Here is a 23,802-nt window from a genome sequence, read left to right as displayed (position 1 = left end):
TTGAAAGGAGAGGACATGAGAAAGTTTTTACAAGATAGTCTGACAGAGGTTGCCTACTATCTGGAGTTGATTTTATCAGCCATTTTAGGATTAGCCCTACTAGCACTGTCAGGTTTGTTGTTGGCGGATTTAGTTGGTTCACTGACGGGTGGTATTCAAGCGGATAACTTTATCCAGAGTTTTTTAAGCAAGGCTATGACCTTGGCAGTCGGGGTCGAATTCATCAAAATGCTCTGCAAACAATCCCCTAGTACTGTCATCGAGGTGCTCTTGGTTGCTATTGCCCGCCAATTGATTGTGGAACATGGGTCAAGCATGGATTACCTGATTGGTATTGTGTCGGTTGCCATCTTATTTGCTGTGAGAAAATACCTCTTTACCCAGTTTGATGACTCTAATAATATCATCATGCGGGCCAGCCAGAAGGTCAGGGTTGCCAATATCATTGCCAGGGTTAAAATTCCTAGCGAGGGCAGTGAAACACTACGTGAATTTGTGACCCGCAAACTCAATGAAGAGGAGAAAACCATTGCTATTGGTGCCTGTGTCTATCTGAAGAATGTGGCTCTACGGATTGACAATATGCATGGGGATTTGATTACACGGGTGGAGATTATCAAGAGTATCTACTAAGCTATTTAGGTGGGTCGGCAATTTTGAATGAAGATGCACGAATACGTTCAGTTTTTATAATTATTAGAAATTGGTGCATAAATGTGTTAAGATAGAGAAAGAGAGGAGGGAAAAACGGTGTTACTAGATAAAAGCAGTTGTGCCTTATTGCGTCATTTGATTGGTATCCAAGAGCCAGAAACCATTATGGCTATTTCCAAGGAATTGCAACAATCGCGTAGAAAAATCTACTACCATTTGGAAAAAATCAATGCTTCTTTGCCAAAAGGTATTGAAGCTCTGGAAAGTCTGCCTCGGATAGGCATTCGCTTGTCCGAAGAGCAAAAGCAAGCCTGTCGCCAACTCTTAGATTCCATTGATTCCTATAGCTACATTATGAATATGGATGAACGTATTCAATTGATGATGGTCTACATTTGTATCACACCCGAACGGGTAACCATTGAAAAGCTTATGGAACTGACAGAGGTTTCTCGTAACACAGTCTTGAATGACCTCAATGAAATTCGATCGCAACTGACACAGGAGCAATATAAGATGACCCTCTATGTGTCCAAGAGCCAAGGCTATAGCTTAGTTTGCCATCCCCTGAACAAAATCCAGTATGTTCATTCTCTACTTTATAGCATTTTTTCAGATGCCAACAAGGGCTTTCTTCAAGTCCTTGAAGAGAAATTATCGGATTTAGTTGGTTATCAAATTCTCTTCTCAGAAGAAATGGCTCGTTTTTGGCAGAAACAGGTACCTGGTTTAGAGAAGAAATTAGGGAAGAAAATCAACCGTTATGAGATTGAGTTTATGCTTAAGGTTCTCCCCTTTCTCTTACTCAGCTATCGCAATATGGAGTTGGATGAGTTGGAAGAACGAGCCATTCTCAAGGAATTTGAACAGGTTCGAGAACGGATTGAGTATCTGGTGGCGCAAGATTTTAAGGAGGCACTGTGGTCTAGTTTTGATTTGGAGCTAGATGATATTGAGGTTTCCTTGATTGCCATCTTGTTGCTATCCTATCGCAAGGATAGCGATGCTCATGTCACCAGCCAGGATTTTGATGAATTAAAACGGGTGGTTAATCGTTTTATTCACCACTTTGAAGTCCATTCTTCCTTTGAGTTGGAAAATCCAGAGGAGCTAGCTAGACATCTCTTAGCCCACTGTAAGGCCCTACTATTCAGAAAGACCTATGGGATTTTATCCAAAAATCCAATGGTCAAGCAAATCCAGGAGAAGTACAGCACTTTATTTGCCGTTACCCAAGTTTCCAGTAAGATATTAGAGGAGGAATGGGAGATTGAGCTGACAGATGAGGACATTGCCTATCTGACCATTCATCTAGGAGGGGCTATTCGCCGAAGTGGAACCCGAAAGGTACAGAGCCAAAACATCTATCTAATCTGTGATGAGGGAGTTTCTGTTCAACGCCTGCTCTATAGACAATGCCAGCATCATTTGCCTGATAAGAAAATTGGAGCAGTCTTTACTACGGAGCAATTTAAAAGTGTTGAAGATTTGTTGGAAGTAGATTTCTTAATTACAACTAGTGAGGGTTTGGAAACGGATTTCCCACTGGTACGGGTCCATCCAATCTTGGATTTCGATGACGTACTCAATCTCACCCACTTTGCCAAATACCGTAGCCTGTCTGATGAGAAGCAGGGATTTGCAGTAGAGTTAGATAAGCTCTTGGCTGGCTATTTATCAGATGGAAAGACAGCCCAAGAACTCAAAGGTAGACTGCAAAAGCTCATCAGTAATGAACTGCTGTCAAATGTATCTAGTCGCGATATTGAAACAGATTTGTACTGATTTTTGCTTGCCTAAGCCTTAAAGTCCAAATGTGAACACAAGCCTGTGTTTTATTTGGTCTTTTTTTTGTGACCTGTTGAGCATATACTAGAAACATAGAAACACAATCAGCCTTATAGGAGGAATGAAAAATGGCTAAAGTTCAAGATATTACAAGAGAATCATGGATTCTTTCAACTTTCCCAGAGTGGGGAACTTGGCTTAATGAAGAAATTGAAGAAGAAGTAGTGCCAGAAGGCAACTTTGCTATGTGGTGGCTTGGTAACTGTGGTGTTTGGATTAAGACACCAGGTGGTGCGAACGTGGTCATGGACCTTTGGTCATCACGCGGTAAGTCAACTAAAAAAGTAAAAGACATGGTTTGGGGTCACCAAATGGCTAATATGGCAGGTGTCCGTAAATTGCAACCAAACTTGCGTGTACAACCAATGGTTATCGATCCATTTGCCATCAATGAATTGGACTACTACCTAGTATCGCACGTCCACAGTGACCACATGGACATCAGCACAGCCGCTGCTATCATCAACAATCCAAAATTGGATCATGTCAAATTTGTAGGACCAGTTGAAAGTGGCGACATTTGGGAAAAATGGGGTGTTCCAGCTGACCGTATCATCCGTATCGCACCGGGCGACAGCTTTGAATTCAAAGACATCAAGGTACACGCTGTAGAATCCTTCGACCGTACTTGCTTGGTAACTCTTCCAATCGATGGCTACGAAGAAAACGGTGGCAAGCTAGCAGGTCTTCCTGTGACAGATGAGCTCATGGCTCGCAAGGCAGTCAACTATGTCTTTGAAACACCTGGCGGAACCATCTACCACGGTGCAGACTCCCACTTCTCTAACTACTTTGCAAAACACGGCCGTGACTTCAACATTGACGTTGCTATCAACAACTATGGTGATAACCCAATCGGTATCCAAGACAAGATGACATCAATCGACCTTCTTCGTATGGCAGAAAACTTGCGTGCTAAGGTTATTATCCCAGTTCACTATGACATCTGGTCTAACTTCATGGCATCAACAGATGAAATCTTGCAGCTCTGGAAAATGCGTAAAGAACGCTTGCAATATGACTTCCATCCATTTATCTGGGAAGTTGGTGGCAAGTACACCTATCCACTTGACAAAGACCGTATTGAATACCATCACCCACGTGGCTTTGACGATTGCTTCTTGGAAGATTCAAACATTCAATTCAAGGCCTTGCTATAATAGATCACTCCGAGGGCGGGACGCAAGTCCTGCCTTTTGAAAATGACAAGCGAAAACGCTTTATGGTATAATAGAACTATGACTTTATTAAAGGAGAATAAGATGTCACAACTTTCAGTAAACGCAATTCGTTTCCTTGGTATCGATGCCATTGAAAAATCAAAATCAGGTCACCCAGGTGTTGTTATGGGTGCGGCACCAATGGCCTATAGCTTGTTCACTAAAGAACTCCGCATCAACCCAGCTCAACCAAACTGGATCAACCGCGACCGCTTTATCTTGTCAGCAGGACACGGCTCTATGCTGCTTTACGGACTTCTTCACCTTTCAGGTTTTGAAGATGTCAGCATGGACGAAATCAAAAACTTCCGTCAGTGGGGTTCAAAAACACCAGGTCACCCAGAATTTGGTCACACAGCTGGTGTTGATGCGACAACAGGTCCTCTTGGTCAAGGTATCTCAACTGCGACAGGTTTTGCTCAAGCTGAGCGTTTCCTTGCGGCTAAGTACAACCGTGATGGTTTCCCGATCTTCGACCACTATACATATGTAATCTGTGGTGATGGCGACTTGATGGAGGGTGTTTCTGCAGAAGCTGCTTCTTACGCTGGTCTTCAAAAATTAGAAAAACTCATCGTTCTTTATGATTCAAACGATATCAACTTGGATGGTGAAACAAAAGATTCCTTCACAGAAGATGTGCGTGCTCGCTACAATGCTTATGGCTGGCATACAGACCTCGTAACAGACGGTACAGATGTGGATGCAATCTTTGCCGCTATTGAAAAAGCTAAGGCAGCCGGTAAGCCATCTCTTATCGAAATCAAGACTGTTATCGGTCACGGTTCACCAAACAAACAAGGTACAAACGCAGTCCATGGTGCGCCGCTTGGACCAGAGGAAGCAGAAGCAACTCGTAAGGCACTTGACTGGAACTACGCTCCATTTGAAATTCCAGCAGAAGTCTATGCGGACTTCAAGGCAAATGTAGCAGATCGTGGTGCAGCAGCTTACGATGCTTGGGTGAAATTAGTAGAAGACTACAAAGTAGCTCATCCAGAATTAGCAGCTGAAGTAACAGCTATCTTGGAAGGTCGCGATGTAGTGGAAGTGAAACCAGAAGACTTCCCAGTCTACGAAAATGGCTTCTCACAAGCAACTCGTAACTCATCACAAGATGCCCTCAACGCAGCAGCTAAGGTCTTGCCAACCTTCCTTGGAGGCTCAGCAGACTTGGCTCACTCAAACATGACCTATATCAAGGAAGATGGTCTGCAAGATGCTGCGAACCCACTCAACCGCAACATCCAGTTCGGTGTGCGTGAATTTGCTATGGGTACTATCTTGAACGGTATGGCAGCTCACGGTGGACTTCGTGTTTACGGTGGTACCTTCTTCGTCTTCTCAGATTATGTGAAGGCAGCTGTTCGTTTGTCAGCCCTTCAAGGTCTTCCTGTGACTTATGTCTTCACTCATGACTCTATCGCAGTTGGTGAAGATGGACCAACTCACGAACCAATCGAGCACTTGGCAGGACTTCGTGCTATGCCAAACCTCAATGTCTTCCGTCCAGCAGATGCGCGTGAAACACAGGCAGCTTGGTACTTGTCATTGACTAGCAAATCTACACCATCAGCACTTGTCCTCACTCGTCAAAACTTGACAGTTGAAGAAGGTACTGACTTTGACAAGGTTGCCAAAGGTGCTTATGTGGTTTATGAAGCAGCAGGCTTTGACACTATCCTTCTTGCGTCTGGTTCAGAAGTCAACTTGGCTGTTAAAGCTGCCAAAGAACTAGAAGCAGCTGGTACAAAAGTTCGTGTGGTTTCTGTGCCATCAACTGAGCTCTTCGATGCTCAAGACGCAGCTTACAAGGAAGAAATCCTTCCAAATGCTATCCGTCGTCGTTTGGCTATCGAAATGGGTGCTACTCAAAGTTGGTACAAGTATGTCGGTCTTGACGGTAAAGTCCTTGGTATCGACACATTCGGTGCATCAGCTCCAGCACAAACAGTTATCGACAACTATGGCTTCACTGTAGAAAACGTAGTGAAATTGGTTGGAGAATTGTAATAGAAACTGTACAGACAGCCCTTCGGGGCTGTTTTCTATTTTCGAAATTTCTCTCTCTTAACAATCTGTGCATTTTTGTATAACATATAAGGACAGTAGAAGGAATACAGAATAAAGTGTTCCAGGTTTCGCTATTACTTTATCCAGCACTCCTATCTAGATTGATTTCTAGGACGGTTCAAATAGCTTGCAAATTGTTAATTAGCTCTTGACAACAAAATGATAATATATCATAATATCTTTTGAACAATCGATTGATCATTGCTCTCCCCCTACCTTCTCCAAGTGAGAAGGTATTTTTTATATTGGGAAAAAGTTTCAGGTTTAGACGCTATTTCTGTTATAATAATCCTATGAACTATACACAAGAAGAAAAAGAATATTTTATGAACCAGGCTTTGACTGAAGCCAAAAAATCGCTGGACAAGGAAGAAATTCCCATTGGCTGTGTCATTGTCAAGGATGGACAGATTATTGGCCGTGGACATAATGCCCGTGAGGAGCTTAATCAGGCTATTATGCATGCGGAGGTTATGGCTATTCAGGAGGCTAATCAAGTGGAGGGCAATTGGCGTTTGCTGGATACGACCCTCTTTGTGACCATTGAACCCTGTGTCATGTGTAGCGGTGCCATTGGTCTTGCCCGCATTCCACGGGTGGTGTACGGTGCTACCAATCAAAAGTTTGGGGCGGCAGGTAGCCTATACGACATTTTAACGGATGAGCGCCTCAATCATCGTGTGGAAGTGGAAACAGGGCTCTTGGAAGATTCTTGTGCCCAAATCATGCAGGACTTTTTTAGGCAGAGAAGAGAAAAACAAAAAGTAGAAAAAGAGGCCTTGAAAGCTCAGCAAGGGACAGTTTCGGATAGCTAGTTTACACTCTAAACTTGCACTTTCATTGATTTGTGTTATAATAATAAGTGGAGCAACATTCGTGCGTGAAGCGGGTCAGGGGAGGAATCCAGCAGCCCTAAGCGAAGTCGGGTGTGTGCTCTTTTTGCGTATAGTCTAAAAAAACGTTGAAGTCAAGCTTTTCAGAGGGTTTTCTTTGTCTAATTTTTAGAAATAAGGGCAACGGCCTTAGCAAGTACTTTTCTCTCCGTCTGGGGACTGATTTTTGGATTTTTCTATTGATTTATAGGGAAAAAGGAGTAAAATAGACTTCCACTTAAGAAAACTTTTTGTTAGCTCTGCTATTCTACAGGGGAAAAGGAGGAAGGCCTATGTTTATATTTGCTTTTCCAGGTATGGGGAAAACGACCCTGGCCAAGAGATATGCTCATGTAGTCGATTTGGAGATGTCTGATATTAAGTATGATAATAGCAGCGTCAGACATTTGACCAAGGAAGAACGGAAATCCACTCCCCGTCCCATTAAAGATAAGAACTATAAAAATGTATATGTGAACAAGGCCTATGCCTTACACGAAGAGGGAAAGACGGTCCTTGTAGCCCTCAATTTTTTGGTGAGGATGGTACTGACGGTCATTGTTTCTCAGGGCATTCCTTTTCATATCTATATTCCCCATCCTCGTCTAAAAGCGGAGTACAAACAACGCTATATTCATCGAGGAAATAATAATAAATTCATTTTTGAAGTGATGACTATTTGGTATCTCAGTTTGTTGCCACTTTATTTACTGTCTAAGCTATGTCCAGAATTGATAACTGTGACACAAAGCGGGGAGTACTTGGAAGACTATTATGCAAGGGTAAATTACAAACAATTTTCAGAAAACAACATTCAAACAAGCATGGTTTTATGAAAATAAATGAAAATTGATAAATTCCTTGAAAAAAACATGATAAAGCGTTATCATATTATGGTACATAAATGGAGGAATGACATGACACATATTACATTTGATTATTCAAAAGTCTTGGGCCAATTTGTTGGTGCTCAAGAAGTAGACTATATGCAACCACAAGTTACTCTAGCTGACCAAATGCTCCGTCAAGGAACAGGTCCTGGTAGCGACTTTATCGGCTGGTTGGATTTACCAGAAAACTATGACAAAGCAGAATTTGCGCGTATCAAGGAAGCGGCGGCTAAGATCCAAAATGAAAGCGAAGTTTTGGTGGTTATCGGTATCGGTGGTTCATACCTTGGTGCTAAAGCAGCCATTGATTTCTTGAGCAATGCTTTTGTTAACTTGCAAACTCGTGAAGAGCGCAAAGCTCCACAAATCCTTTACGCTGGAAACTCAATCTCATCAAGCTACCTTGCTGACTTGGTGGACTACGTGGCAGATAAGGACTTCTCAGTTAACGTGATTTCAAAATCAGGTACAACAACCGAGCCAGCTATTGCTTTCCGCGTCTTCAAAGAATTGCTTGTGAAGAAATACGGTCAAGAGGAAGCTAACAAGCGTATCTATGCGACAACTGACAAGGCAAAAGGTGCAGTTAAGGTTGAAGCGGACGCAAATGGTTGGGAAACCTTTGTAGTTCCAGACGATGTTGGTGGCCGTTTCTCTGTCTTGACAGCAGTTGGTCTTTTGCCAATCGCAGCAGCTGGTGCAGATATTGATGCCCTGATGGAAGGTGCAAACGCTGCCCGCAAGACCTATACATCAGATAAGATTGCCGAAAATGAGGCTTACCAATATGCAGCTGTTCGTAACATCCTTTACAGAAAAGGCTATGTAACAGAAATCTTGGCAAACTATGAGCCATCACTCCAATACTTCAGCGAATGGTGGAAACAATTGGCTGGTGAGTCAGAAGGTAAGGACCAAAAAGGTATCAACCCAACATCTGCTAACTTCTCAACAGACTTGCACTCACTTGGACAATTTATCCAAGAAGGAAACCGCAATATCTTTGAAACAGTAGTTCGTGTTGACAAACCAAGAAAAAATATCCTCATTCCTGACATGGCAGAAGACCTTGACGGTCTTGGTTACTTGCAAGGAAAAGACGTTGACTTTGTAAACAAAAAAGCAACAGATGGCGTACTTCTTGCCCACACAGATGGTGGCGTACCAAACATGTTTGTCACTCTTCCACAACAAGATGAGTTCACACTTGGTTACACCTTCTACTTCTTCGAGTTGGCGATTGCTATCTCTGGTTACCTCAATGCCATCAACCCATTTGACCAACCAGGTGTAGAAGCCTACAAGAAAAACATGTTCGCTCTTCTTGGCAAACCAGGATTTGAAGAACTCGGTGCAGAATTGAACGCACGATTGTAATAGAATAAAAACTGACCGGAAACGGCCAGTTTTTATTTCCATTAGAAATATGGTAGAATATTTTCTATGAAAAAAGAATTTTTTGTAGTAGGAGATGTTCATGGTAAGTTTGAACTCCTGCTTGATATTTTAAAGAAATGGAACGAGAAGCGACAACAGTTGATTTTCCTAGGTGATTTAATTGACCGTGGAGAAAACTCAAAGGCCTGTCTAGAGTTGGTTTGGCAATTAGTCCGAGAAAAAGATGCTATTTGTCTGACTGGGAATCATGAACGAATGTTTCTGGCTTGGTTACGTGATCCGGTTGACCGCTATGACCACTATCGGAGAAATGGTGGCGATACGACGATTAACTCTCTTCTTGGTCGTCCCTTGGATGCTCCTGTAGATGGATTGGTAGATGCTAATGCAGTGATGGAACAATATGGGGACCTGATTGATTTTGTCAAATCTTGTCCCTATCATCTGGAAACAGAAGGATATATCTTTGTACATGCTGGTGTGGACTTGACCTTACCGGACTGGCGCGAAACCAGCAATCATGATAAGGTTTGGTTACGCACCCCTTTCCATGAGGCTGAAAATACCACAGGGAAGATGATTGTCTTTGGGCATACTCCTGTTTATAACCTCTATCAAACAAAGCTCCGCATTAGCCAAATCTGGACCAGTTCAGATGGGAAAATGGGGATTGACGGAGGAGCTGTTTATGGTGGAGTTCTCCATGGAATTGTACTAGATGACACAGGTTTAGTTCAAGATTATATCGTTGGGGCTGTTAATCCCAGAAAAGAAATTGAAGATTAAGATAATACCAGAAAATTAGGAGGTAACACTTCTAATTTTTTTTGTTTTTCTACTTGACAACGCATATATATATATATATATAATGGTGTTGTACACAATTTTTTGGAGGATTATATGAAAAAACTAACATTAATAAGTATTGCTGTTCTTTCTTTTTTTAGTTTGGTAGCATGTACGAGTGGTTCGAGTAATTCAGTAGGAGTGGAGTCCACCAGTTCAACTTCCTCTGAGGATTCTACTGCTTCTTCAAGTTATACAAGCACAGCTGAGTTTGATTCCAACAAAGATAATTATTCTAATCTTACTTTATCTGATTATGATACTTGGAATCATGATTTGATGGAAAATGGGAAAAAGGTTAAAGTATCAGGTAAGATTGTTCAAGCTATGTATGATGATGGTGATACTATCGTTAGATTAGCGTTTGAGGGAAATTATGACAATATGATTCTCGCATTGATTGATGGGTCTCAGGTAACGGATACCATTTCAGAAGATGATTATATTACACTCTACGGTTATACCTATGGTAGATATACCTATGAATCAACATTTGGTGCAGAGATTACAATTCCATACATGGAAGTTGGACTGTATGAAGACTATCTAGGAAGTGATTACCAACCAAAAGTTTTATATGACCAAAATGGCATTAAATTAGAACAAACAAATTACTATACATTTAAACTAACGAATAGTGGTTCGATACCTATCCAATCAACTATTGAATCCATGGATGTTAATGGACAAGTGATTTCAAGCTATGGTTTAGGTGATTTATCTTATGCAGAACTATCTAGTGGTCAATGGAAAGAAGCGACTATGCGTGACTCGGACGGTTTGTTAAAAGAAGGAGCAACCGTCAATATTGTTCTTGAAATTATGAATGATGACTATGATGTTATTGCTACAATTCCAATTAGTTTTACTCTAGAAAAGACAGTGATTGATTAAAGTGATAGCCCCAGTGTTGGGGCTTTTTCATTTTTTTGCATTTCTTCCCAAATTTTCAGAAAATTTTGATATAATAGTAAAAATATTATTTTTAGATTGGAATCATTATGACTGCACAAAAAATGACTGCACAAGAAATCATTGCATTTATCGGTAATGCTGTGAAAAAGACCACTGTTAAAGTGACCTTTGAAGGAGAATTGGCAGGTCCTGTTCCTGCTGAAGTGACAAAGCTTGGCAATGTCCTCTTCGGTGACTGGAAGGACGTTGAGCCACTCTTGGCAAACTTGACTGAAAATGTGGACTACGTTGTAGAACAAGACGGCCGCAATTCAGCTGTGCCATTACTTGACAAACGCAACATCAACGCCCGTATCGAGCCAGGTGCCATAATCCGTGACCAAGTGACCATCGGTGATAATGCCGTTATCATGATGGGAGCGGTGATTAACATCGGTGCGGAAATCGGTCCAGGTACCATGATTGATATGGGTGCGATTTTGGGGGGACGTGCGACCGTTGGTAAAAACAGCCACATCGGTGCAGGTGCGGTCCTTGCAGGTGTCATCGAGCCCGCTTCTGCTGAGCCAGTGCGTGTTGGTGACAATGTCTTGGTCGGTGCCAATGCTGTTGTCATCGAGGGTGTGCAAATCGGTAGCGGCTCTGTAGTGGCAGCGGGTGCGATAGTGACCCAAGATGTCCCTGAAAACGTAGTGGTGGCAGGTGTGCCAGCCCGCATCATCAAGGAAATCGACGCTCAAACCCAACAAAAAACAGCCTTGGAAGAGGCTTTGCGGACACTCTAAGAGGTAGCTATGCTAGATTTGATCGCGACACGCCGGGCCCTCCACCAGATTCCAGAGCTGGGCATGGAGGAGTTTAAGACCCATGCCTTTCTCATGGAAACCATTGAAGGTGTACTTCAAGACTGTTCTTTTGCTCAAGTTCGTACTTGGAAGACAGGAATCTTGGTCTATTTGACGGGCTCTGCTCCAGAGAAAACGATTGGCTGGCGGGCGGATATTGACGGTCTTCCGATCGTGGAGGAGACGGGCCTGGACTTCAAGTCCCTCCACCCAGACCGGATGCACGCCTGTGGACATGATTTCCACATGACCATTGCCTTGGGGCTTTTGGAGAAAATGGCAGAGCAGCAACCGAAAAATAATCTTCTCTTCTTGTTTCAGCCTGCGGAGGAAAATCTAGCAGGTGGCATGCTTATGTATGAAGCGGGAGCTTTTGGGGATTGGTTGCCAGATGAATTTTATGGCCTCCATGTCCGACCGGACCTCAAAGTTGGTCAAATGGCCACCAACCGTGCGACCCTCTTTGCTGGGACCTGTGAAGTCAAGATACGGTTTACAGGAAAGGGTGGCCACGCAGCATTTCCCCATACCGCCAATGACGCCTTGGTGGCGGCCAGCTACTTTGTGACCCAGGTTCAGTCAGTGGTGAGTCGAAATGTCGACCCGATCGAGGGAGCGGTGGTGACCTTCGGCTCCATGCATGCTGGCACGACAAACAATGTCATTGCTGAAACAGCCTTTCTGCACGGGACCATTCGGGCCTTGACTCAGAACATGAGCCTCTTGGTGCAAAAACGGGTGCGGGAAGTGGCAGAGGGAATTGCCTTGTCCTTTGGAGTGGACTTGGAGATCGAGCTCAATCCAAGTGGTTATCTGCCTGTGGAGAACAATCCTCAACTGGCAGATGAACTGATGACTTACTTTGATGGTGTTGACGGAGTGGAGATGATTGATTGTCCACCTGCCATGACGGGTGAGGACTTCGGCTACCTGCTTAACAAGGTTCCGGGTGTTATGTTCTGGTTGGGTGTGGATACGCCTTATCCCCTTCACAATCCACGTCTCAGTCCCAAAGAGGAAGTGCTTACCTTTGCTGTGGATAAGTTGAGCGATTTTTTGAAAATGAAAGCAAACTAGACTGGTTTTTCCGGTCTTTTTCTGAAAAGAAAGGAGTTCCTGTGGATAAAAAAGAAATTCGGCAAGAGGTCTTGCAGAGATTGAAAGCCCTGACTAGTAGCCAGCGAGCAAGATGGAGTCAGCAACTAACAGAAAGGCTCCTTTCATCGGACACCTATAAGTGCTCAAAGTCGCTTGGGACCTACCTTTCCATGCCCCATGAATTTGACACTTCTTACCTGATTGAGCAGGCTCAAAAGGACGGCAAGCAGATTTTCATCCCTAAGACCTATTCACAAGGGTGTATGGATTTTGTAGAATATAATCCTGATGATTTGGTGAAATCTAGGTTTGGAGTTTGGGAACCAGGGACTTATTCACAACCTGTGGATAAGTCTGTGGTTAAGTTGATCCATGTGCCCGGTTTAGCATGGAACCATGCGGGTTTTCGAGTGGGCTATGGAGGTGGTTTTTACGACCGCTATTTAGCAGATTATCAGGGGAAAATGGTATCGACCTTGGCAGACTTTCAAGTCTATGATTTCGAACCAGATGTATTTGATATTCCAGTAAAGGAGTTGTTGATTTTTGAAGAATCTTTTTGATAAGCGCTACCCTGTGACCAATGGCTTGTTGGCAGCTACGGCTCTTGTTTTTCTATTTATACAAATATTTCGCTTTGGGCAGACCACTACAGCCTATACGATTTTTGAGTTTGGTGGCATGTATGGTCAAGTTGTGCGGTATGATCCAACTCAGTTGTGGCGCTTGATTTCCCCTATCTTTGTCCACATTGGTTGGGAACATTTTATCTTTAATAGCATCACCTTGCTTGGTTTGGGTTATCAATTAGAAGGACTGTTTGGAGCACGGCGCTTCTTTCTGCTGTATATCTTGTCTGGGATAATGGGAAATCTCTTCGTACTCTTCTTTACACCAGATGTAGTTGGTGCAGGTGCATCGACCTCGCTCTTTGGTCTTTTTGCTGCCATGGCACTCTTGAGGAAATTCAGTCGTAGTCCCTATCTGCAAGTTCTTGGTCAACGCTACATGGTCCTTTTGGGATTGAACTTGGTCTTGGGACTTTTCAATCCAACCATTAGTATGGCAGGGCATATTGGAGGAGCTGTTGGAGGTTGTTTGGTTGTGATGTTCCTTCCGCCTCTTGTGGAAAAAGATCTTTTTACAGGAAAACAGATTTTCTACAGTTTCATTGGTTATTGGAGCTTGATTGCCGTGCTATTAGGTATATTTTATGTGATATAAGAAAAAACTAGCGGTTGCTAGTTTTTTACTTTTCTTCTTCAGTTTGTAACTGTTTGGCAAGGTCGATGATATAGTCTTTGACATCATCTTTGACTTGTGGGTGGGTCAAGGCGTAGTCAATCGATGTTTTCATAAAGCCAAATTTATCTCCGACATCGTACCGTTTTCCTGTGAATTCACGAGCAAATACACGCTGGGTTTTGTTGAGGGTGTCAATGGCATCTGTCAACTGAATTTCGTTGCCTGCACCTGGTTCTTGATTTTCTAATATTTTGAAGATTTCAGGAGTTAGCAAGTAGCGCCCGATAATGGCCAAATCAGACGGTGCATCTTCTGGTTTTGGTTTTTCCACAAAGGTCTCCACACTATAGAGACCATTGATACCTTCGCCTTGAGGGGCAATGACACCATAAGATGATACTTCTTCGTGGGGAACAGGCATAACCGCTAGTGTTGAGGCATGGGTTGCTTCGTAGTCTTCAATTAGCTGTTTGGTAATTGGTTTGACAGTGTCGTCTGTGATGTCCATAAGGTCATCGCCCAGCATTACGACAAATGGCTCATTCCCAACAAAGGCCTTGGCCTGTAAGACTGCGTCACCCAACCCTTTTGGATAGCTTTGGCGAATGAAGTGTAGACGAATGGCTGTCGCATCATCAACCAATTTCAAAAGATCCTCTTTCCCTTTTTCCTTTAGGTTATACTCCAATTCAAAGTTTGAGTCAAAGTGGTCTTCGATGGAACGTTTGGATTTATTGGTTACAACCAAGATGTCTTCGATACCGGAACGAAGGGCCTCTTCAAAGATAAATTGAAGGGTTGGTTTATCTACAATCGGCAACATTTCCTTGGCAAGAGCCTTAGTAGCAGGTAGGAAACGGGTTCCTAAACCAGCAGCAGGAATAACGGCTTTTCTAACTTTTTTTGTCATCGTATCTCCTTTTATTAAGACCATTCATTTTCATGGCGGAATTCGCCGGACATGATATCTTTGATAGCGTCCTGGATGCTAGCTCCTTGGTAAATGACGCTGTAGATGGCTTGAGTGATTGGCATATAAACGCCCAATTCTTGTGCTAATTCGTAGGCTGCCTTGGTAGTAGAAATCCCTTCGATAACCATGCCCATGTTGGCTTCGATATCTTCGAGTTTTTCCCCTTTTCCAAGTAAATCCCCAGCTCTCCAGTTGCGTGAGTGAACAGAGGTTCCTGTAACAATCAAGTCGCCGACACCAGACAGACCACTGTAGGTTAGGGGATTGGCTCCCATGGCAACCCCAAGGCGGGTAATCTCAGTTAAGCCTCGGGCAATGATAGCTGCCTTGGCATTATCGCCAAATCCGAGTCCGTGAAGGGCACCAGCACCAACTGCGATGATGTTTTTAAGAGCACCAGCTGTTTCTACACCGATGACATCATTGTTGGTGTAAAGGCGGAAGTAATGGTTGCTGAAGAGGTTTTGCACATAGCCAGCTGTTTCCAAGTCTTTTGAAGCTGCAGAAATCAAGGTTAAGTCACGGACAATGGTTTCTTCGGCATGGCTTGGTCCAGAAACCACAACGATTTCTGAACGGAGATCTGCAGGAATTTCTTCTTCCAAGACCTCAGATAAGCGCTTGTGGCTATCTGGTTCCAACCCTTTGGAAGCGTGCATGACAACCACCTTGTGTTTAAGGGCTTGAGCAACTTGTTTGGCAACCAGGCGGGTCACCTTGGTTGGAACAACAAAGAGAACAGCGTCAACTCCATCTAGAGTTTCCGCCAAATCCTTGTAACCTTTGATATTTTCGTCTAAGACAATGTCCTTGAAGTAGCGGGTATTGGTATGGTGTTCATTGATTTCGTCAATCTGTTCGGGAATATTTCCCCAAATACGGACAGTATGACCGTTATCGTTGAGAACCTGAGCCAGGGCAGTCCCCCATGAACCGGGTCCCAAGATAGCAATAGTTTGTTTGGTCATAGAAAATCCTTTCTAGTTGAGTTAATTTCTTTACTATTATACCATAAGCAAAAAATAAAAGCTTGCAAGTCATGTCAAATATTGCTTTGATAAAGAAAAATGTTGACAGTAGATAGTATGAAAATAGGCACCATTTTCAGAAAATTGGAGATGAAATCATTGACAATAGTTCCTAAGAGAACTATAATAGTTCTCATGCTAATTAATTGATTGGAAAGGAGCTATTGTGGGACATACCATTGCAGATTTTCGGAACTTGCTCAATCAGATTGAACAAATCAGTGAAACCATTGCTAAAGAATACGATGTAGAGCACCTAGCTGGTCCACAGGGCTGGGCCTTGCGTTTCATCGCGGAGCGGTCAGACCTTGAAACCTTTGTCAAAGATATAGAAGCGGAATTAAAGATTTCCAAATCGGTTGCCAGCAATCTGGTCAAGAGAATGGAGAAAAATGGCTTTATCCAAGTCCTACCTTCTCAGGTTGATAAACGTTATAAGCAGTTGGTTTTGACAGAGAAGGGACAAGGGAAAATCTGTCACCTGAAAGCCTTCCATGAAGAAATGCACCATTCTCTATTTTGGGGTATTCAAAAAGAAGAATTTGATTTGGTTAGACAAGTAGCCGATCAATTAAAAGAAAATATTCAACACTATAAGGAGAAGAAACATGTTTAAAGAAGCCATTTTACGCTATAAATGGTACGCCTTAGCATCGGTCTTACTGACGTCGATTGTCGTAGCAACGACCTTAATGCAACCTAGTTATCTGCAGGATGTCTTGACAGCAGTCTTGGCCAATGACAAGGATGAAATTGTTCGTGTGGGTAAATTACTGCTGATTATTGCTGGAATTGGTCTTTTAGCAGGGCTTGTCAATACCATTTCAGCAGCTAAGATTTCTCAGGGAGTATCTGCGGATATTCGTGAGAAGACCTTTCGGAAGATCCAAAGCTTCTCTTATGCCAATATCGAAGAGTTTAACGCAGGGAACCTGGTTGTTCGGATGACTAACGATGTCAATCAAATCCAAAACCTTGTCATGATGCTCTTTACAGTATTGATGCGGGTTCCATTGCTGTTTGTCGGAGCCTTCATTATGGCAGTGCGGACCATGCCAGAACTCTGGTGGATGATTATTCTCATGGTGGTCTTGATTATGGCCATTATGGCAGTTGTCATGGGGCAAATGGGACCACGTTTTGGGATATTCCAGTCCCTTATGGACAAGATGAATAGCATTGCCAAGGAAAATTTGCGTGGAATCCGTGTGGTCAAGTCTTTTGTTCAGGAGAAAAATCAATACGCTAAATTCAAGGAGGTATCCAATGAACTCTTGGATCTCAATCTCTTTATCGGCTATGGTTTTGCTATCTTGCAACCCTTGATGATGTTTATCTCTTATATGGCGATTTTTGCGTCGCTTTACTTGGTGTCTGGGATGTTGAAAACCAACATGGAAGCAGTTGGTGGCTTTACTTCCTTTATGAGCTACCTCATGCAAATTATGTTTGCTATCATCATGACTAGTTTCATGGGGATGCAGGCTTCTCGTGCGGCGATTTCAATTAAGCGTATCAGCGAGGTCTTGGATACGGAGCCTGCTATGACCTTCAAGGATGTGGCGGATGAAGAATTGACTGGTAAGATTGTCTTTGACAATGTTAGCTTTACCTATCCACATGATACAGAGCCGACTTTGAAAAATATCTCATTTGAGATTGAGCCTGGGCAAATGGTCGGTGTGGTTGGTGCAACAGGTGCGGGTAAATCCACACTTGCCCAACTGATTCCGCGTTTGTTTGACCCGCAAGAAGGAACGGTGTCCATCGGTGGTCGGGACTTGAAAGAAGTCAGCAAGAACACCCTGCGTGATACGGTATCGATTGTCTTGCAAAAGGCTATTCTCTTCTCGGGGACCATTGCGGACAACCTGCGTCAAGGGGCACCTGGTGCTGATTTGCAACGTTTGGAGCGGGCCGCAGGTATTGCCCAAGCCAAAGAATTTATCGACCGCTTGGATGATACCTATGAGAGCCAAGTAGAAGAACGTGGAAATAACTTCTCTGGTGGTCAGAAGCAGCGGATGTCCATTGCTCGTGGGGTGATTGGCGAGCCTAAGGTTTTGGTCTTGGATGACTCAACTTCTGCCCTGGATGCCAGGTCTGAGAAACTAGTCCAAGAGGCTCTCAACCATGATTTGAAGGGGACAACCACTGTCATTGTTGCCCAGAAGATTTCTTCTGTTGTCAAGGCTGATAAGATTTTGGTTCTTGACGAAGGTCGTCTGATCGGCCAAGGGACCCATGCTGAGCTGGTAGCGACGAACGATGTTTACCGTGAAATCTACGAAACACAGAAAGGGAGGGAGGAATAGATGAAGACGTTACGTTTTTTCTGGTTTTATTTTAAACGCTATAAACTGTCCTTTGCTGTGATTTTTCTAGCCATTGTGACAGCGACCTACTTGCAGGTTAAGACACCTGTTTTCCTTGGAAATGCCATTGCGGAGATGGGGAAAATCGGGCAAGCTTACTTTGCTTCGGTGCAAATGGGTCAGTCAGATTTCAAACCTGACCTGTCTGATTTTAACGGGGTTATGCTCGATCTTTTCTTTGCCTATGCGGCGACGGTCGTGGCAACCTTGATTTACACCCTCCTCTTCACGCGCATCGTGGCTCATTCGACCAACCGTATGCGTAAGGGCTTGTTTGGCAAACTGGAACGTTTGACAGTTGCCTTCTTTGATAGTCACAAGGACGGGGATATTCTTTCTCGCTTTACCAGTGATTTGGATAATATCCAAAATGCTTTTAACCAGTCTTTGACCCAGGTAGTGACCAACATTGCTCTTTATATTGGTATGGTCATCATGATGTTCCGTCAGGATACTCGCTTGGCCTTGGTGACCATTGCTTCTACGCCAGTTGCCTTGATTGCCTTGGTCCTTATCATCCGCCTATCACGGAAATATACGGATAAGCAACAGGCTGCGGTATCTAAGCTCAATGCCTACATGGACGAGAAAATTTCTGGACAAAAAGCGATTATTGTACAGGGTGTGCAGGAAGAGACGATTGATGGTTTCTTAGAACTCAATGAAGAAGTTCGTCGCACAACCTTTAAGGGACGCTTGTTTGGTGGGATTCTCTTCCCATTTATGAACGGAATGAGCCTGGTTAATACTGCCATTGTTATCTTTGCAGGCTCCAGCATTGTTCTCAATGATAGCTCGCTGGAAACAGCTGCCGCACTTGGTCTGGTGGTGACCTTTGTTCAGTATTCGCAACAGTATTACCAGCCAATCATGCAGGTTGCTGCCAGCTGGGCAGAATTGCAGCTAGCTTTTACAGGAGCTCATCGTATTCAGGAAATGTTTGATGAGCCTGAGGAAGTTCGCCCTCAAAACGCTCCGCTATTTACCGAATTAAAAGAAGGTGTTGAAATCAAGGACATTGACTTTGGCTACCTGCCAGGTCAGAAGGTCTTGGACAAGGTATCTATCTCTGCTCCTAAGGGCAAAATGGTGGCGGTCGTTGGTCCGACGGGGTCTGGTAAGACTACCATTATGAACTTGATTAACCGCTTCTACGATGTCAATGGTGGTAGCGTGGCCTTTGATGGTCGTAATATTCGGGAATATGACTTGGACAGCTTGCGGGATAAGGTCGGTATCGTTTTGCAGGAGTCGGTGCTATTCTCGGGTACTATTGCGGACAATATTCGCTTCGGTGATGAGAGCATTTCGCAGGAAATGGTGGAAACCGCAGCTCGTGCCACCCATATCCACGACTTCATCATGAGCTTGCCAGAGGGCTATGAAACCTTTGTGACCGATGATGAGAATGTCTTCTCAACAGGTCAGAAACAGTTGATTTCCATTGCCCGTACGCTCTTGACAGATCCACAGGTCTTGATTTTAGACGAAGCAACGTCCAACGTTGATACCGTAACGGAAGCCAAAATTCAAAAGGCCATGGAGGCCATTATCGCAGGACGGACCAGCTTCGTCATTGCCCACCGCCTCAAAACCATTCTCAATGCGGATGAGATCATCGTCCTCAAAGACGGAAAGGTGATTGAACAAGGCAATCACAGCCAACTCCTCAAGCTCAACGGCTTCTATGCCGAACTCTACCACAATCAGTTTGTGTTTGAATAATATATAGAAAAATAAACAGCCAAGATAAGCAGACCACAATCCTTAAACGTTTAGGACGTGGTTTATCTTGGCTGTTTTTGTGATAGGCTTACTGCTCAATATGGTTGGTTTTGGTTTGATTGAGCCAAGCGTAGGCGATACCGATAAAGAGACCGGCTCCGAGCCAATTTCCAAAAAAGACCACAATCCATTGACGAAGGATATTGATCATATTGAAGGCTTCGACATTGCTTCGAGTAGCGTTAAAAGCTAGGAGCATGAAAGATGCGAAATTGGCGACCAGATGCTCATTGATGAGGAAAACGAACATAAAAATGGAGGAAATGATGACAAAGAACTTAGCAGACTGTTCCTTGATGAGCATGAAGCCAAGGATTGCCATATTTACAAACATATTAGCCGTGATCCCTTCAATAAAATTACTCCAGTCAGATTTTCCAAGTTTGATGGTAACGGCATTGACGACAAAGCTCTTATCAGAGAGATTGAGGTAGGAGAAGGACTGATTGAAGAGCCAGGCTAGAATAGTAGCGCCTACAAAGTTAAAGAAAGTACAGTATAGCAGCATCAGTGTCACTTTTTTCCAGCTAATTTGCTTATAGTAGGCACCAGTTGTGAGATACATCATGTTAGATGTGGCTAATTCACCACCAAAAAGAAGAACAAAAACCAGCCCAATAGCAAAGATGAAGGTAAAGACAAAGCGCGACAAACTTGGAAATTGACTGGCAATAACGTCTGCTCCGATAATACCGACAGCTGTTGACATAGTCAGGTAGGCTCCTGCATACATAGAACGCAAGGCATAGCGGCCTAGACTTTCGTCAAAAAGGGCTTCTTTTTTTGAAACTGCAGCTGAAATTTTTTCTTGAAATGGTGACATAGGAACTCCTTGTGAAATCATGATCAATGTTTTGTTTGAAAAATATGGGAGTGGGAAAGAACTCGACCAGTTTAAAAAGAGTTCCCCTCGCTTCCAAACAGTAGGTTCGGGCTAAAATAGTCCACTGGACTATTTTACTCCCACCCCCGTACAGCTCCAACTGTCTGGGAGACAGTTGGAGGTTGGAAATGAAGCGAACTCTGTTCGCACCAGTCGTAGAGGCTAGATTTGGAGTGTAAAAAACGAACTGCTGTGATTTGCTTTGCAAATCCTATCTCCAACCTTAAACAGTCCCCCAGACTGTTTAAGCCAATCAACTACTGCGCTGAGATGTTGACATGAACTCTGAGAAGAGGTGCTGGGCAGAAAGCCCAGCACCTATATGTGAACGATTAGTGAGCGGATGCACCAGAATCTGCATCTGTCGGTGTGGAAGTAGCAGGGGCGCTACCAGCATCTGATGCACCAGAGGTTGCGTCAACATGTGCAGGAGCTGCGGCAGTTCCCGAACCACCAACTAAGCGTTGACCAGTAGCTTCAAGATACCAATCTAGCCATGGTTTGAAATTAAAGATAATTTCATTGATACCAGCGTAGGATCCATCAGGATAGTACATAGCTTGGTAGTTGTGGGTATTGATAATTTCAGCAGGGGTACCGGGTACAATGGTACGAACATATTCTTGGTTACCATTACGCAAGGTACCGACAACCCATTCAACATTCTTCATGCGGGCAGGAGGTAGCGTACCGTGGACAGTTGATAGGCGATTTCCTACTTGAGCAAGTACCCGTTTACCCAACATGGTATTTGGCTCCTGGTGCTTGTTGTTGTAGTAGAGGAATTGGTTATTATCATCTGCATAGGTCAATTCAAATGGCATCGCATTGAGGAACATATTGAGTTGGTCTACGGTGAGGAGACCGTTGTCCAATTTCACATAGGTATTTCCCTCAACGGCATTGACCTGTTTGGCAGCTTTTTCCAACCAGTCTGGATCATCTGGATCCACACCTGTGATGGTCGTTGCGATTGGATGGTTACAGTCTAAATCTTCTGGTGCAATTGGCTTGGGTTGTTTCAATTTAGATACAACGCCGACATACTTGATAAAGTTGTCTAGACAGCTTTCCAAGAATTTCACAGTCCCTTCATTGATAATGTTCCCTTTATCATCAAAAGCTTCTTTCGCTTTACCAAGGAGGAATTCATTACCTGGCAACGTGTAGGCATTGACACCTGGAGCGTCCAAAATTTTTCTCAAGTGGACTTGAGCACGAGACGTTCCTTGGTCGTAGTAAGAAGCCCCGATAATCATAACTGGTTTATTTTCAAATGGATGTAAATTGAAACTGAGCCACTCTAGAGTACTTTTAAGAGCAGGTGTGATGGTGTGGTTGTGCTCAGGTGTAGCAATGATGACACCATCAGCACGTGTGATTTTGTTGTAAAGGTATTGGATCGCAAAACTATTAGACTGGTCTTCGTCCTGATTGAACATTGGGACATCTTTGATTTCCAAAAGCTCTAATTCAAATTTTACTTTAAAGTGGCGTTGAATAAATTGCAATAGCATGCGGTTATAAGATTGGTCTGCATTAGACCCGACGATTCCGACAAATTTCATGATTGTTCTCCTCTCTTACAAGTTTTCCCAGTCAAAGTTTTCAGCTTCTTTTTGAAGTAACTCTTTGGCGCTAGACAGTTTACTTGTCATCTTGACAAAGAGACGGAAGTCATCAAAAATGGCATCCAGTTTTTGACTGATTTCTAAATCAATGAGCTCACCGTTTGTATCAAAGGCTTTCATGGAATTAGATAGTAAGAACTCATCTGGTAAAACAGTAGCTTTGAGTTCAGGAGCATTGAGAATTTGGCGTAGTTGCAATTGAGCACGGGAAGAACCGAGTGTTCCGTATGAGGCACCTGTAATCATAACCGGCTTGTTAAGCATAGGGTAGACTCCATATGATACCCAAGCTAGTGCATTCATAAGAACAGCGGGGATCGAGTGGTCATACTCAGGTGTTCCGATGATGACACCATCAGCACTTTCAATCTTTGCAACTAATTCTTTAACACTTTCTGGCAGTTCACGATTAGCCGGTTTATTGAAGACTGGAAGGTCCTTGATTTCAACCAATTCAATATCTGCCTTGTCAGCGAAATGCTGTTTGATGTACTGCAAGAGTTTGCGGTTGGTTGAGCGAGCGGAGTTGGTTCCGACAAGTCCTAGAAGTTTCATAACATCTTCTCTCTTTTCTAAATGTAATATCCTTATCATACCAGTTTACAGGGCGAAAAGCAAGCGTTTTCCCAAATTGTACAGAAAATGTTCAAAAAATCACGAACTCTTTTGGTATAATAGTATTATGAAAAAAATTGTTTATCTAGTAGCTGGTTTTGTTAGCCTTGCTATTGGCATGATTGGGATTGTTCTACCTATCATTCCGACAACGCCTCTTTTACTTTTGGCTGGATTTTGTTTTGCTAGAAGCTCTAAAAATTTTGAAAAATGGCTACGCAATACAAAAATTTATCAATTTTATGTAGCGGATTATGCTGAAACCAAAGCCATTTCCCGTAAACGGAAAAAACAAATTATCTGGCAAATCTACATACTCATGGGGATTTCCATTTGGTTGGCTCCTGTACTATTTGTCAAAATTGGACTTGGCTTGCTGACAGTCTTTATTACTTACTATCTTTTTTGGGTTATACCAGAGAAATAGCTCCAGACTTACGGATGAAATCATCGTCCTCAAAGGCGGAAAAGTCATCGAGCAAGGCAACCACAGCCAGCTTCTTAAACAGGGCGGCTTCTACGCCGAACTCTACCACAACCAGTTTGTGTTTGAATAAATTCAAAATTCCAGCCATTAGGTTGGAGTTTTGCTTTACCCTGTATTTCCT

23 protein-coding genes and 1 other RNA gene are annotated in these 23,802 nt (G+C 43.3%); 18 read left to right on the top strand and 6 right to left on the bottom strand.

What is annotated here, in order from left to right; translation table 11 throughout:
- The first annotated feature begins 15 nt into the window (after window positions 1–15).
- The 14 genes from PW252_RS10490 to PW252_RS10425 all read left to right on the top strand — a co-directional run bounded on the left by PW252_RS10490 (window position 16) and on the right by PW252_RS10425 (window position 13,883).
- Window positions 16–633 carry a hypothetical protein gene (locus PW252_RS10490; RefSeq protein ID WP_248049268.1) on the top strand — a complete coding sequence of 206 codons (618 nt, stop codon included), beginning with the start codon at window positions 16–18 and terminating at the stop codon, window positions 631–633.
- Between the two features lie 117 nt (window positions 634–750).
- Complete coding sequence (locus PW252_RS10485) at window positions 751–2,439, top strand: BglG family transcription antiterminator (RefSeq protein ID WP_248049270.1); 1,689 nt, start codon at window positions 751–753, stop codon at window positions 2,437–2,439.
- 131 nt (window positions 2,440–2,570) lie between these two features.
- Window positions 2,571–3,662 carry an L-ascorbate 6-phosphate lactonase gene (gene ulaG / locus PW252_RS10480; RefSeq protein ID WP_029943848.1) on the top strand — a complete coding sequence of 364 codons (1,092 nt, stop codon included), beginning with the start codon at window positions 2,571–2,573 and terminating at the stop codon, window positions 3,660–3,662.
- 102 nt (window positions 3,663–3,764) lie between these two features.
- The gene (gene tkt / locus PW252_RS10475) at window positions 3,765–5,735 is read left to right on the top strand and encodes a transketolase (protein WP_248049272.1); all 1,971 of its coding nucleotides are present in this window, start codon (window positions 3,765–3,767) and stop codon (window positions 5,733–5,735) included.
- Window positions 5,736–6,088: 353 nt separating this feature from the next.
- Complete coding sequence (gene tadA / locus PW252_RS10470) at window positions 6,089–6,610, top strand: tRNA adenosine(34) deaminase TadA (RefSeq protein WP_248049274.1); 522 nt, start codon at window positions 6,089–6,091, stop codon at window positions 6,608–6,610.
- Window positions 6,611–6,651: 41 nt separating this feature from the next.
- Window positions 6,652–6,747, top strand: an RNA gene (gene ffs, locus PW252_RS10465) — signal recognition particle sRNA small type.
- A 213-nt stretch (window positions 6,748–6,960) separates the two neighbouring features.
- Window positions 6,961–7,503, top strand: a complete 543-nt coding sequence (locus tag PW252_RS10460; protein WP_248049276.1) for a hypothetical protein — start codon at window positions 6,961–6,963, stop codon at window positions 7,501–7,503.
- Window positions 7,504–7,584: 81 nt separating this feature from the next.
- On the top strand, window positions 7,585–8,934 hold the full coding sequence (locus PW252_RS10455) for a glucose-6-phosphate isomerase (protein WP_248049278.1): 1,350 nt from the start codon (window positions 7,585–7,587) through the stop codon (window positions 8,932–8,934).
- 66 nt (window positions 8,935–9,000) lie between these two features.
- The gene (locus tag PW252_RS10450) at window positions 9,001–9,741 is read left to right on the top strand and encodes a metallophosphoesterase (protein WP_248049280.1); all 741 of its coding nucleotides are present in this window, start codon (window positions 9,001–9,003) and stop codon (window positions 9,739–9,741) included.
- 114 nt (window positions 9,742–9,855) lie between these two features.
- Window positions 9,856–10,695, top strand: coding sequence for a hypothetical protein (locus PW252_RS10445; RefSeq protein ID WP_248049282.1), 840 nt, complete (start codon window positions 9,856–9,858; stop codon window positions 10,693–10,695).
- Window positions 10,696–10,802: 107 nt separating this feature from the next.
- On the top strand, window positions 10,803–11,501 hold the full coding sequence (gene dapD, locus PW252_RS10440; protein WP_024376132.1) for a 2,3,4,5-tetrahydropyridine-2,6-dicarboxylate N-acetyltransferase: 699 nt from the start codon (window positions 10,803–10,805) through the stop codon (window positions 11,499–11,501).
- Between the two features lie 9 nt (window positions 11,502–11,510).
- Window positions 11,511–12,638 (top strand): N-acetyldiaminopimelate deacetylase, encoded by a 1,128-nt coding sequence (locus tag PW252_RS10435; protein ID WP_248049284.1) that lies wholly within the window; start codon window positions 11,511–11,513, stop codon window positions 12,636–12,638.
- 41 nt (window positions 12,639–12,679) lie between these two features.
- Window positions 12,680–13,222, top strand: a complete 543-nt coding sequence (locus PW252_RS10430) for a 5-formyltetrahydrofolate cyclo-ligase (protein WP_248049286.1) — start codon at window positions 12,680–12,682, stop codon at window positions 13,220–13,222.
- Window positions 13,206–13,883 carry a rhomboid family intramembrane serine protease gene (locus PW252_RS10425; protein ID WP_248049289.1) on the top strand — a complete coding sequence of 226 codons (678 nt, stop codon included), beginning with the start codon at window positions 13,206–13,208 and terminating at the stop codon, window positions 13,881–13,883. Before PW252_RS10430 ends, PW252_RS10425 begins: the two co-directional genes overlap by 17 nt.
- A 25-nt stretch (window positions 13,884–13,908) precedes the next feature.
- Here PW252_RS10425 and galU read toward each other — a convergent pair whose 3' ends face one another.
- Together galU and PW252_RS10415 are read right to left on the bottom strand one after the other, a co-directional pair.
- On the bottom strand, window positions 13,909–14,814 hold the full coding sequence (gene galU / locus PW252_RS10420; protein WP_248049290.1) for a UTP--glucose-1-phosphate uridylyltransferase GalU: 906 nt from the start codon (window positions 14,812–14,814) through the stop codon (window positions 13,909–13,911).
- 14 nt (window positions 14,815–14,828) lie between these two features.
- Window positions 14,829–15,845, bottom strand: a complete 1,017-nt coding sequence (locus PW252_RS10415) for an NAD(P)H-dependent glycerol-3-phosphate dehydrogenase (protein ID WP_248049292.1) — start codon at window positions 15,843–15,845, stop codon at window positions 14,829–14,831.
- A gap of 226 nt (window positions 15,846–16,071) precedes the next feature.
- Between PW252_RS10415 and PW252_RS10410 the strand changes: the two genes are divergently transcribed.
- The 3 genes from PW252_RS10410 to PW252_RS10400 are packed head-to-tail and all read left to right on the top strand — an operon-like array spanning window position 16,072 to window position 20,005.
- Window positions 16,072–16,521 carry a MarR family winged helix-turn-helix transcriptional regulator gene (locus PW252_RS10410; RefSeq protein ID WP_172013982.1) on the top strand — a complete coding sequence of 150 codons (450 nt, stop codon included), beginning with the start codon at window positions 16,072–16,074 and terminating at the stop codon, window positions 16,519–16,521.
- Window positions 16,514–18,220: an ABC transporter ATP-binding protein gene (locus tag PW252_RS10405; protein WP_248049294.1), complete on the top strand. Its 1,707-nt coding sequence runs from the start codon at window positions 16,514–16,516 to the stop codon at window positions 18,218–18,220. The genes PW252_RS10410 and PW252_RS10405 overlap by 8 nt, the downstream gene beginning before the upstream one ends.
- The gene (locus PW252_RS10400; protein ID WP_248049296.1) at window positions 18,221–20,005 is read left to right on the top strand and encodes an ABC transporter ATP-binding protein; all 1,785 of its coding nucleotides are present in this window, start codon (window positions 18,221–18,223) and stop codon (window positions 20,003–20,005) included.
- An 88-nt stretch (window positions 20,006–20,093) separates the two neighbouring features.
- Here the strand turns inward: PW252_RS10400 and PW252_RS10395 are convergent, their stop codons facing one another.
- The 3 genes from PW252_RS10395 to PW252_RS10385 form a co-directional block, all read right to left on the bottom strand.
- Window positions 20,094–20,888: a formate/nitrite transporter family protein gene (locus tag PW252_RS10395; protein WP_105159328.1), complete on the bottom strand. Its 795-nt coding sequence runs from the start codon at window positions 20,886–20,888 to the stop codon at window positions 20,094–20,096.
- 392 nt (window positions 20,889–21,280) lie between these two features.
- Window positions 21,281–22,516 (bottom strand): NAD(P)H-dependent oxidoreductase, encoded by a 1,236-nt coding sequence (locus tag PW252_RS10390; protein WP_248049298.1) that lies wholly within the window; start codon window positions 22,514–22,516, stop codon window positions 21,281–21,283.
- Window positions 22,517–22,531: 15 nt separating this feature from the next.
- Window positions 22,532–23,134: an NADPH-dependent FMN reductase gene (locus tag PW252_RS10385; protein WP_024391582.1), complete on the bottom strand. Its 603-nt coding sequence runs from the start codon at window positions 23,132–23,134 to the stop codon at window positions 22,532–22,534.
- Window positions 23,135–23,261: 127 nt separating this feature from the next.
- Between PW252_RS10385 and PW252_RS10380 the strand changes: the two genes are divergently transcribed.
- A complete protein-coding gene (locus PW252_RS10380; RefSeq protein ID WP_024384177.1) occupies window positions 23,262–23,621 on the top strand; it encodes a YbaN family protein in 360 nt (119 codons plus the stop codon).
- Here PW252_RS10380 and PW252_RS10375 read toward each other — a convergent pair.
- Window positions 23,605–23,769 (bottom strand): hypothetical protein, encoded by a 165-nt coding sequence (locus tag PW252_RS10375; RefSeq protein WP_248049300.1) that lies wholly within the window; start codon window positions 23,767–23,769, stop codon window positions 23,605–23,607. The genes PW252_RS10380 and PW252_RS10375 overlap by 17 nt on opposite strands.
- Between the last annotated feature and the right edge of the window lie 33 nt (window positions 23,770–23,802).

The organism is Streptococcus sp. 29887 (assembly GCF_032595075.1).
Taxonomy (GTDB): Bacteria; Bacillota; Bacilli; order Lactobacillales; family Streptococcaceae; genus Streptococcus; species Streptococcus iners.
This window is presented reverse-complemented; position numbering and strand designations above follow the sequence as displayed.